This is a genomic window from Planctomycetota bacterium, from assembly GCA_016207825.1.
Classification (GTDB): domain Bacteria; phylum Planctomycetota; class MHYJ01; order JACQXL01; family JACQZI01; genus JACQZI01.
In genome coordinates, this window is sequence record JACQZI010000008.1 from 131,097 (window position 1) to 142,132 (window position 11,036).

At 44.4% G+C, this 11,036-nt stretch carries 9 protein-coding genes and 1 pseudogene (1 of these 10 only partly in view); 9 read left to right on the plus strand and 1 reads right to left on the minus strand.

From position 1 onward, the window contains the following. The first annotated feature begins 22 nt into the window (after positions 1-22). Positions 23-2,023: a sigma 54-interacting transcriptional regulator gene (locus tag HY811_03850; GenBank protein ID MBI4833938.1), complete on the plus strand. Its 2,001-nt coding sequence runs from the start codon at positions 23-25 to the stop codon at positions 2,021-2,023. 52 nt (positions 2,024-2,075) lie between these two features. Here the strand turns inward: HY811_03850 and HY811_03855 are convergent, their stop codons facing one another. Then, complete coding sequence (locus HY811_03855; protein ID MBI4833939.1) at positions 2,076-3,017, minus strand: HEAT repeat domain-containing protein; 942 nt, start codon at positions 3,015-3,017, stop codon at positions 2,076-2,078. Between the two features lie 147 nt (positions 3,018-3,164). On the opposite strand from HY811_03855, the gene HY811_03860 reads away from it, so the two are divergent. The 8 genes and pseudogenes from HY811_03860 to HY811_03895 all read left to right on the plus strand — a co-directional run. Next, positions 3,165-4,916 (plus strand): trypsin-like peptidase domain-containing protein, encoded by a 1,752-nt coding sequence (locus HY811_03860; GenBank protein MBI4833940.1) that lies wholly within the window; start codon positions 3,165-3,167, stop codon positions 4,914-4,916. Continuing rightward, complete coding sequence (locus tag HY811_03865) at positions 4,913-6,208, plus strand: trypsin-like peptidase domain-containing protein (protein ID MBI4833941.1); 1,296 nt, start codon at positions 4,913-4,915, stop codon at positions 6,206-6,208. Before HY811_03860 ends, HY811_03865 begins: the two co-directional genes overlap by 4 nt. A 10-nt stretch (positions 6,209-6,218) precedes the next feature. Beyond that, positions 6,219-7,052, plus strand: coding sequence for an acetyl-CoA carboxylase carboxyltransferase subunit beta (locus HY811_03870; GenBank protein MBI4833942.1), 834 nt, complete (start codon positions 6,219-6,221; stop codon positions 7,050-7,052). Between the two features lie 43 nt (positions 7,053-7,095). After that, a complete protein-coding gene (locus HY811_03875) occupies positions 7,096-7,668 on the plus strand; it encodes a 2-oxoacid:acceptor oxidoreductase family protein (protein ID MBI4833943.1) in 573 nt (190 codons plus the stop codon). Between the two features lie 31 nt (positions 7,669-7,699). Beyond that, positions 7,700-7,984, plus strand: coding sequence for a 4Fe-4S binding protein (locus tag HY811_03880; GenBank protein MBI4833944.1), 285 nt, complete (start codon positions 7,700-7,702; stop codon positions 7,982-7,984). A gap of 64 nt (positions 7,985-8,048) precedes the next feature. Then, complete coding sequence (gene porA, locus HY811_03885; protein MBI4833945.1) at positions 8,049-9,218, plus strand: pyruvate ferredoxin oxidoreductase; 1,170 nt, start codon at positions 8,049-8,051, stop codon at positions 9,216-9,218. A gap of 25 nt (positions 9,219-9,243) precedes the next feature. After that, entirely contained in the window at positions 9,244-9,705 is a 462-nt protein-coding gene (locus HY811_03890; GenBank protein ID MBI4833946.1) for an NAD(P)H-dependent oxidoreductase subunit E, read from the plus strand. Between the two features lie 14 nt (positions 9,706-9,719). Further along, a pseudogene (locus HY811_03895) lies at positions 9,720-11,036 on the plus strand (NAD(P)H-dependent oxidoreductase subunit E); it runs 610 nt beyond the window's last position.

The window sequence follows — 11,036 nt, forward strand, 5'->3', positions numbered from 1 at the left end:
ACTTTGTATATATACTAATGCCATGAAACCCCAAAAACAATTATCTGATTTCCTCGTTTTAATGAAGTCTGTTTTAGCCAAAGGAAAATATGTCCAAGCAGCTCGGATGGGAGAGCCCGTTTTAAAATCACTTTCTTCCTTTTCCGGTTCCAGTGTAAACAAGTATCTTTTGTATTACTTTTTGTCGAGTGCTTATTTCTATTTGGAGAAATACTCCCAGGCATTAGATGTTTTGAATAAGGCAAGCTTGATTTCCAAAAACCTTTCCTCTTCTCACCAGGTCCTTGCTTCCAATATGCTTGGGCGTGTTTTTATGGGCATACGGAATACCAGGCAAGCGTTTGGACACTACCAGAAAGTCTACCGTTATTATAAGGAATATGGAACTAAAAATGACCCTTTAAGTGAAAAACAATATTTTATTACACTTACAGGTTTAGCATATTGTTATCTTTATACAAACGAACTGGAAAAAGCCGGTGGAATCATTGAAAAAGAATTACCGGATATTTTGCCTTCCATGTTTAGCGGTAATTCTATAGGGATGTTAGATTATTATCATCTTAAAGGGGAATATCTTATCGCACGAAAAGATTACGCGGATGCGCGGAAATCATTTTTGGAATGTGTTAAAATCGGCGAACAATGCAGTTTTTTCAGGGGTGTTCTTGAGGCGAGAACGCATCTGGCGATAATTGATATTCTGGAAGGGCGGTTGGATTCGGCTATTCAGTTATTGAGAAATTTGTTCCGTGAAGCGTCGCGGTTAAAGCTTCGTAGCCTGGTTTGTGAATCCGGCCTTCTGTTAAGCAAAAGTTTCCATCTTAAGGGATATCCTGAAAAAGCCGAAATGATCGAAAAACGGATTAAACCCATTCTCGACAAACTTGATACGATTTGGTTATATGAGAAAATACGGGAATTCAATAAGATCCATCGGCAGTTGCAAACGACTGATTTCAGCAGGCAATCGTTTAAGCCCGACCGTATTTTATTATCCGTGCCTATCCCGGATAGCCTGTCAGATGTTTTCCGGAAGCGTTCAGAAAACGCATCTTATAAGGAAATAATTATTGGTAATTCCTTGGTGATGCATGACACCTGGAACTTAATCGAAAAAATAGCCCCTACGGATTTGCCGGTGTTAATCCAGGGAGAAACTGGGACAGGCAAGGAATTGGTTGCCAATATTATTCATCACCGCAGTTTGAGAGCTAAAACAACATGGTTGGCTTTCAATAGCGGCACAACTCCGGAGCCGCTTATAGAAACGACGCTTTTCGGCCATACTAGAGGCGCATTTACCGGAGCGGAAAAAGAAAGGAAAGGCTATATTGAATTAGCCGATAATGGGACTCTTTTTATAGATGAAATTGCTAATATGTCTCAGGCGATGCAGCAAAAACTATTGAGGGTATTAGAGGAAAAACTCATCTGGCGGGTAGGTGACCAAAAATCTATCCCGGTTGATACGCGTTTTGTCTTTGCTTCTAACCAGGATATAGAAAAGATGGTTCAGCAAAAACTATTCCGGGAAGATTTATTCTATCGGATTAATACGATTGTAATTACTCTTCCTCCCCTGCGCGACCGCAAAGACGACATCCCATTGTTAATCCAGCACTTCCTGCAAAAACATGGCCGCTTTTCGTCCCATCTATTGCCGGTCACGTCTCGTTTCTCGCCTTCTGCTTTTGCTCTTCTCGCATCCTACGCCTGGCCCGGTAATGTTCGTGAGCTGGAAAATGAGATGAAAAGAATATCCGTATTATATTCACAAGCAAAAATCATCACAGAGGAAATGCTATCGGCGACAATCAGAAGCTATATTCCCTCCTTTTCTCTTGCAGACAGCCATGCGGCAGGCTTAAAAGAGTTGAGGGATTCTTTTGAGAGAAATATTATTACAGAAACATTACAAAGGTGTAATAATAATGTTGCGGAAGCTTCGCGTTTGCTTAAGTATGACCGCGCAAGTTTGTATAAGAAGGCTAAAAGTTTGAAGATAAGATTTCCGGGATAGTGCCACAGAGATACAGAGTTTGCGGAGGAGATAAGCAATCGTTTCATTTGTTTTATTCTTTAGGTGCGCCGAGTTTATTGAGTGCGGATTCAAGGCGTTTCCTGTATTCTCCTGTTTCGTTATCCAGGGTAGATTTCATTTCCTTGATTACCTCCTGGGTGACCTTGTCCTTTGCGCCTGATTCAACCAACGCAATTGCCGCCCAGACGCGGATATTTGCTTTTTTGTGATCCAGTAATTTTGTCAAAGCCGCGATATAGTTTTTCCCCTCAGTTTCCACACGCAGATTAGGCAAGGCCTGAGCGACTTGCTTTTTTATATCCTTATCTTCATCGTTAAAAAGGGGAATGATATCAGCCAGTATCACAGTTGTATAATAACGTCCGGCGGCGCCGAGGAAGGCGTATTTTAAATCCGTGGAAGGTTCGCTGATGCCTTTGAGTAACCCTTTGATGATTAGCGCTTTTTCGTCGTCCGTGACCTTCCGGATATATTTTGCCGGCTCGGCCTGGGGTAGGTTCTTTAGTTCTTCCGGAGTCCACTGGCGAGGAATGCTGAAATTATCCCCGGTGATATCATAAAGGAGGTTCAGGCGTTCCTGTGAATCGTCCTTGCTTAACCTGTCCCATATTTCCGGTGTTTCTTCGCGGATGTGTTCGGAGAGATAAGGTTTTACCGTAACATATCTGATAATCCGTTCTGTGCGGCTTTTTATCTCGGCGTTAGCGGTTGTTTTATTCGTTTCTGTAATAAGTGTGAAATCAGGAGCATCGGGCATGAGCAGAGTGATTAATTCCTTTTCCGCGGCATCGCGTTTTTCCCAGTCGTCGTTTCCTAGTTGTTCTATTAGCAGCGCGTAGCCAGTAGCGGGGGGTGAAGGCTTTTTGCTCGTTGCTGATTGTTCGTTACTGGTTACTTTAGCCGTGCAGCCTGAAAATACAATCCAAAGGCTAACAACTAAAAACCAGCAACCAACAACCAATAAGCGTTTCATATCCATTAAATCCAGTTATTGACGATTATACTATTTACCTTTGGACTGTCAAGTGGAAAAGAGATGTGATTTAAGCAGGCTAACCGTATTTTTTCCTTTACTTAATCTTCGGTTTATGTTATGGTAAATAGATTTAAGAGGCATGCTATGATTAGACTGAAGATAGCCAGGTTATCTCTTTGGGTTTGCTTTACATTTATATTGCTCGTTGGGATTGCCTGGCCGGGTGATACGGAAACCGTTCATACCGGGGTGTGGGAGGCGGTTTCTCCGTCCATCGTTGGAATTAACTGCGAATTAAGCCAGGGAGGAAATCTCCTTAATTTTTACGGCACAGGTGCAATTATCCATGAGAACGGGCTGGTTCTTACCATAACCGGCGTCGTCCCGCCAAAGGCTAAAAATATCACGGTTTTCCTTTCAGACGGTCGCCGTTATAAAGCCCAAGCCGTATTCACCGATGAAAACAAGGAGATAACCCTGCTTGATATAGGCGCGACCAATCTTCCCTCATTGTCTTTTGACGATTCTGAAGAGATTAAGGTGGGCGAAACCGCTTATACTTTCGGCAATGTCCTGGGCAGCATAAATAATGATTACCAGGTGTCATTGGCGGTCGGCGTGATAAGCGGTATTTATTCCTTGGAAAAAGAGGGCAAATATTACCTGGAAAAACTGACCGGTAAATATAAAGGCGAGGTGATAGAAACAACCGCTGCGGTTAATGGAGGTGTTGACGGAGGCCCCTTGGTTTCCGCGAAAGGTAAAATACGGGGTTTAATCATACTTTCATATTCCAAATCACGCCGTTTGGGGATTGCTATTCCTTCAAAAGTGATAAAACCACTTCTGGCAAAATACATGGAAAAGTCTAATCCGAAGGATGATTTAAAGCTTTCAAGCGCGCCTTCCTTTGAACATATTTTCCATAAGCTGTCTCCTTATGTGGTGGGGTTAAAGGTGACTTATGAACAGAAGCCCAAAACTCCGGATCCCACGCCATTGCCCAGGGAGCCCGGTGTCGTGAAACCCGTGCCGCCTGATATGATGAAAGAGCTTACTGATTATTCCACCAGGCCTGACGGGCTTTATTCCGGAGTGCTGATTGAGCCATCTAACGGTTATATACTGACAAGTTATCATAATATTGATGGAAAAATAAGGGAAATCAAGGTTATCCGGCAGACTGATACGGATAAGAAAGAATACAGTGCAAAGGTTATCGGCTGGTGCCAGGATTTGGATTTGGCATTGCTTAAGACAGAAAAGGGTTTACCCGGATTTAACCTGGAGCTAAATAAAGGAGGGAATCTTAAAGTGGGGCAGTGGACGGTCATTTTGGGTAATAATCCCGACCCGACCAGTGCGAATCCTGTAATGACGGTGGGTGTGGTGAGTGCCCTGGACAGGTTAGTCAGTGGTAAGGCCATGCAGGTGGATGCGGGAATTAATTACGCAAACCTAGGCGCGCCGATTTTTGATATTGACGGTAATTTCATTGGGATGGCAGGATTATTTGCCCGCCCGGTTGAATGGGGTTGGAATTCCGGAGTCGGGCTTGCTGTAGAGGCTTCGGCTATTAATGGCTTGATTCCTGATTTGAAAGACGGAAAAAAGATGGAAAAGACACCCGTTCCGTTTCTCGGTATCCAGTTTAGCAAAGGGTCTTTTGACGAACCGGGTGTGATCGTGGATATGGTGATTGATGGCGCCGCGGCAGATAAAGCCGGTATTAAAAAGGATGATATCATCCTTGAGTTTAACGGGCGCGCAGTTAATACATGGCGCGATTTGATTAATTTTATCCGTGATTCCAAGGTCGATGATAATGTTAAACTGAAAATTAAGCGTAAAGGTGAAATAATCGAACTGGAAGCGATGTTAGGACAAAGGTCATGAAGAAATATTTTTATTGTGCGGTATTTTTACTTATAACGGCATTATTTATTTGCCAGCCTGTTACGGCTGATTATGCTGATGGGATTAAAGCGGCTAAGGAACTCCAAAAGAAAGTCGTGGAAATCACCCAAAAATCCATTCCCTCTTATGTTTTTATCGGGGGTGGTTCAGGCGTTATCATTTCCGCTGATGGTTATGTCTTGACCAACTATCACGTGATTGAAAAATCTAAAGCTGATAAATTAGAGGCTTATACAGCAAACGGTAAGTCATACGAAGCGAAAATAATCGGCTATGATCCGCGCGGCGATATCGCTCTTCTTAAACTTAACGCAAAAGAAGATTTGCCGTATTTGGAATTGGGTGATTCTGATTCCGTGAAAATAGGGCAGCCGGTTATCGCTTTGGGTAACCCTTTTGGCATGGCGATGTATGATTCCGCTCCGACCCTTACCTTCGGGGTAATTAGTGCAATGCATTTAAACCAGGATACGTATTCGGATGCTATCCAGACGGATGCGCCGATTAATCCGGGAAATTCAGGCGGTCCGCTTATTACACTGGACGGGAAAGTTGTCGGCATAAACGGCAAGATTGAAATGCGTTTCGGTTTTATCGTTGCCAATACAGGCATAGGTTATGCGATACCGGCAAATCAGGTTAAGAAGTTTTTGCCTAAGCTTAAAGACGGCGGCAGGGTGGCTCACGGAGAAATAAAAGGGCTGGATATAAAGACAGATTTGGATATGGATGCGGAAACCAATAAGGTTTCGGTAAAAGTAACCGGTATTGCCAAGGGCTCAACTGCTGATAAAGCGGGATTCAAAGAAGGGGATTATATTATTAAGGTTGATGAATATTTTGTTTACAGCGACAGGCGTTTCTGGGGAGTTATCGGGGTTTATCCGGCCGGATCGGTGGTTAATATCAAGCTTAAAATGGATGGAAAAGAAGTTACATTGCCGGTGACTTTGAAGGCGCGTGAAACGATTATGGAAACCGCCCTGGCTCATGATAATGTGCCCTATCTGGGTATCCGCCTGGCAAAGCAGGAAAATAATAATCTTGTGTTGATTGAAGAAATAGATGCCGGTTCGCCCGCAGCTAAATCTGATTTAAAGGAAGGTGATATTATTCTTGAACTCGCTGGCGAAAAAGTTGATAATATAAATCACCTGCAGGAACTTATACAAAAACATAAGCCCGGTGATGAAGTGGAAATAAAAGTAAGGCGCGGGCCGGAAGAAGAAACCATTAAAATAATTCTGGAAGAAAAGCAAAGGGATAATTAGGAATAATTTTATGGGATGGGATGGCTTAAGGCGTTTTGTTTTTCACCGTAAATCGGAAGTGCCGGATGGACAATGGACTAAATGTGAAAGTTGCGGCAATCTTATCCAGAAAAAAGCCGTGATAGACAGGTTAAATACCTGCCCGGAGTGCAATTTCCATTTTACTATTACCAGTGATGAGCGTATCAGGTTGTTGGTAGATGAAGGGACATTTCAGGAATACTGGATGAATTTAAGTTCCACCGACCCTTTGCAGTTTACCGCGGTTAGTTCATATAGGGAAAAAATAGCCGAATCGCAAAAAGCTACCGGATTGAAAGATGCCATTGTTACCGGTAAGGGTAAAATAAATGGGATTGATATTATGCTCGGCGTGACGGATTCCAGGTTTATAATGGGTAGCATGGGGTCTGTTTTGGGCGAAAAGGTTGCCCGCGCCGCTGAGAAAGCCGCGGAGCTTAAGATTCCTTTGATAATCGTATCCGGTTCGGGCGGTGGAGCCAGAATGTACGAAGGATGCCTTTCTTTGATGCAGATGGCGAAAACCAGCGCGGCACTGGCACGCCTCCACGAAGCAGGCGTAGTATATATTTCCGTCTTGACCAATCCGACCATGGCAGGTGTTATGGCCAGCTTTGCCGGGCTGGGCGATATTATGATCGCCGAGCCGAAGTCGTTAATCGGGTTTACCGGGCCCAGGGTAATTGCCCAGACTATTGCCCAGGAATTGCCAAAAGGATTCCAAACTTCGGAATTCATGATGGAACACGGTTTGATAGATATGATTATCGAGCGCCCTCGCTTGAAAGATGAATTGGCTAGACTGCTTAAATATTGCGTGTAATTTTCCCCGACGTGTATCGGGATGAGATAAGGAGAGTGTAAATATGGCAAAAGTGACAGAGATAAGATGGCATGCGCGCGGAGGACAGGGCGCGATGCTGGCCGCCAGAACTTTGGCTAGGGTGGCTATTTTACAAGGGAAATACGCCCAGGGAATGCCGGAATTCGGCCCGGAACGTATGGGGGCTCCTATACGTGCTTATAATCGCGTCAGTGATAATAATTTTTCCTTGTATTGCAATGTGGTCAGCCCTGATGTGGTTGTGGTGCTTGACCCGTCGCTTATGAGTGTGGTGGATGTTACCGAAGGGCTTAATAAAGGCGGGACGATTATTATCAATACGCCCAAGACGGCTGATGAAATGCGCAAGAAATTAAAGCTTGCCAACGGCAGTAAGGTTTATACGGTCGATGCCACGGGCATTTCCATCGCTATGCTTGGCAGACCAATGCCCAATACGCCGATGCTTGGGGCAATCGTTAAAGCAACCAATGTAATAGGATTGGAAGGATTGCTGGATGATATAAAACATTCGTTCGGCGAGAAGTTTTCCGCCAAGGTGGTGGAAGGGAATCTTAATTCTATAAAACAGGGATACGATAGATTAAACGGATAATAAATAGAGGAGCATCAGAATGAAGAAACAGATGACAGTGAAAGAAATACCGGAGGGTTCAGTGATTGATACTCCGGGTAGTTCTCTGGAATACAAGACCGGTGGATGGCGGAATTTAGTGCCGGTTCGAAACATAGAAAAATGCACTAATTGCCTTATCTGCTGGGTTTATTGCCCCGAAGGCTGTATTAAATTAAAGGAAGGCAAAATTGTTGATATCGACCTTGATTACTGTAAAGGTTGCGGCATTTGCGCCGAAGAATGCCCGTTGGCAGATAAAGCCATAAAAATGGTAGAAGAGAAGAAGGAGGATTGAGATGTCAAACTTGCAAACTAAGAAAAAGAGCAGTCCAGCTAAAAGCATAAAATCTGCGCGTTTTATGGCGATGACCGGCAACAATGCGATTGCCGAAGCCATGCGCCAAATAAACCCGGATGTGGTGGCGGCTTATCCGATTACCCCCCAGACAGAAGCTGTTGAGGAATTCGCGGATTTTGTCGCTAACGGAAAAGTAAAAACGGAATATGTAGCCGTTGAAAGCGAACATAGTTCGCTGAGCGCCTGTATCGGCGCATCCGCGGCCGGCGCCAGGACGATGACCACGACATCATCTGCGGGGTTTGCCTTGATGTGGGAAATGCTTCCGATTGCCTCCGGGTTGCGCACCCCGATAGTGATGTATGTCGCCAACCGTGCCTTCAGCGCGCCGCTTAATATTCATTGCAGCCACGATGATACTATGGGTGGGCGTGATACCGGCTGGGTTCAAATATACTCGGAAAACGCCCAGGAAGCTTATGATAATTTAATTCAGGCTATTCGCATCGCAGAGGATAAATCTATCCGTCTTCCGGTTATGGTTAGTATGGACGGATTTATTATTACCCACTCCGTGGAAAGGGTGGAGGTGCTTGATGACGAAGTCGTCCGCAAGTTTATCGGGGAATTCAAGACGGACAATTATTTGTTAAACATTGCCAAGCCGATAACCATAGGAGCCTGCGCTCTGCAGGATTATTATACAGAGCATAAGCGCCAGCATTCTCAGGCGTTATTGAACAGCAAAGATAAGATACTGGAAGTCGCTGATGAATACGCCAAGATTTCCGGGCGTCGTTACGGATTGTTTGAAGAATACAAACTGAAAGATGCCGAATACGGCATAGTGATTATTAACTCTGCGGCCGGAGTGGCGAAGATGGTTGTCGATGAACTCCGCGCGAAAGGGATCAAAGTCGGGGTTTTAAAGCCAAGGATTTACCGTCCTTTCCCGGCTAAGGAAATAAGGGTTGCTTTAAAGCACCTTAAGGCTATTGCCGTAATGGACCGGGTTGATGCCTTTGGCGCCGGTAGCACGCCGACCTTCACGGAAGTTAAAGCCGCCATGTACGGGCTTGACAAAGCGCCTCTCATGATTAATTACGTTTATGGCCTAGGTGGGCGCGATATAAGGCTGGAAGATATCCAAAAGGTTTACCAGAAATTGATAGCCGTAAGTAAGGCAGGTAAAGTGGATAAGATGTTCGATTATTTAACAGTCAGAGAATAATTAGATATATTTTAAGGAGAATAAGATGACAGATAAAAGTAATTTGGAAGTAAGCAATATCATAGATAAATATCACAGTGATAAGGGTGCATTGATACAGATATTGCTTGATATCCAGCAGAAAGAAAAATGGTTGTCTAAGGAATCGCTTTCCACGGTGGCGGAAAAGTTAAGCGTTCCTCTTACCTGGGTTTACCACGCCGCGACTTTTTATAAAGCGTTCAGCCTGGAGCCGCGCGGGCGGCATACCATTACGGTTTGCCTGGGGACTGCCTGCCACGTGCGTGGGGCACCGGTTCTTCTGGATAGGGTTGCCCAGAAACTTAATATCGAGGTTAATAAAACCACTAAAGATAAAAAGTTTACCCTGGCAACGGTGAATTGTATCGGCTGTTGTGCTTTGGGCCCGGTTTTATCGATAGATGATAAATATTACAGCAACCCATCGGGGACGGAATTGGATAACATACTTAATAGTTACGAATAGAGAAAGATAATCATATGAAAAAAATAACATCAGTAGCGGATATCGAGGCGATTCGCAAGCAGACCGAGTCGAAATACGCCGGCAAGAAAATTATCACCGTATGCGCCGGCACCGGCTGTCGTGCTTATGGTGCCCAGAAGATTCTTGATGCGTTTCAGAAGGAGATAGATAAACAGAATCTTAAAGGCAAGGTCATTCTTAGACCGAGCGGTTGCCACGGATTCTGCGAACGCGGGCCGATTATCGTCATCTTCCCGGAAGAAATATGTTACCTGAGCGTGAAAGAGGCGGATATCCCGGAAATCATTTCCGAAACAGTCGTTAAGGGTAACCAGCTTGAACGCTTGATGTATAAGGATGAAAACGGTAAGCCGGTTCCTTTTGAGCATGAAATACCTTTTTATAAAAACCAGAAACGGATTATCTTGGCGAACAATACAAGGATTGACCCTGTTAATATTGATGATTATATCGGGGTGGGTGGTTATTCTGCTCTGGGCAAAGTATTATCCGACATGTCACCGGATGATGTATTGGAAAAGATTAAACAAGCTAATTTAAGGGGAAGAGGAGGCGGTGGTTTTCCGGCCGGCCTTAAGTGGGAAACCACAAAGAATGCGCCGGGAAAAGAAAAGTATGTGGTGGTTAATGCGGATGAAGGAGATCCCGGCGCCTATATGAACCGAAGCGTCCTGGAAGGCAATCCCCACTCGGTTCTTGAGGGCTTGATTATTGCCGGTTATACCATCGGCGCAAAAGAAGGTTTTATATATGTAAGGCAGGAGTATCCGCTCGCACTGGATAATATCCTTAAAGCTATTAAAGATGCGGAAAATTACGGTTTGTTGGGAGATAAAATATTCGGTTCTGATTTCAGCTTTAAAGTCAAAGTGCACCGTGGTGCAGGTGCTTTTGTCTCCGGTGAATCAAGCGCTCTTATGACGGCCATAGAAGGAAGGGTAGGCGAACCGAGATTGAAATATATTAAAACCGCGGTAAGCGGACTTTGGGAAAAGCCTACTAACCTTAATAACGTGGAGACTTATGCCAATGTCCCTTTAATTATTAATAAGGGTGTTGATTGGTTCAAAAGTATAGGGACAAAAGATAATTACGGCACTAAGGTTTTCTCTTTAGTAGGCAAGATAAAAAATAGCGGCTTGGTGGAAGTCCCGCTGGGTACTCCGTTAAAAAAGATTATATACGATATCGGCGGAGGTATCAGGAACGGTAAAAAGTTTAAGGCGGTTCAGACAGGCGGGCCTTCTGGAGGTTGCCTGCCCGAAGATAAACTCGATTTACCGGTTGATTTTGATGAATTAACCAAAGCC

Bases quoted from the DNA above. Each gene is read 5' to 3' on its own strand.
- HY811_03890 (MBI4833946.1), top strand. From the start codon at position 9,244: ATGACAGATAAAAGTAATTTGGAAGTAAGCAATATCATAGATAAATAT.
- HY811_03875 (MBI4833943.1), top strand. From the start codon at position 7,096: ATGGCAAAAGTGACAGAGATAAGATGGCATGCGCGCGGAGGACAGGGC.
- HY811_03880 (MBI4833944.1), top strand. From the start codon at position 7,700: ATGACAGTGAAAGAAATACCGGAGGGTTCAGTGATTGATACTCCGGGT.
- porA (MBI4833945.1), top strand. From the start codon at position 8,049: ATGGCGATGACCGGCAACAATGCGATTGCCGAAGCCATGCGCCAAATA.
- HY811_03870 (MBI4833942.1), top strand. From the start codon at position 6,219: ATGGGATGGGATGGCTTAAGGCGTTTTGTTTTTCACCGTAAATCGGAA.
- HY811_03850 (MBI4833938.1), top strand. From the start codon at position 23: ATGAAACCCCAAAAACAATTATCTGATTTCCTCGTTTTAATGAAGTCT.
- HY811_03865 (MBI4833941.1), top strand. From the start codon at position 4,913: ATGAAGAAATATTTTTATTGTGCGGTATTTTTACTTATAACGGCATTA.
- HY811_03855 (MBI4833939.1), bottom strand. From the start codon at position 3,017: ATGAAACGCTTATTGGTTGTTGGTTGCTGGTTTTTAGTTGTTAGCCTT.
- HY811_03860 (MBI4833940.1), top strand. From the start codon at position 3,165: ATGATTAGACTGAAGATAGCCAGGTTATCTCTTTGGGTTTGCTTTACA.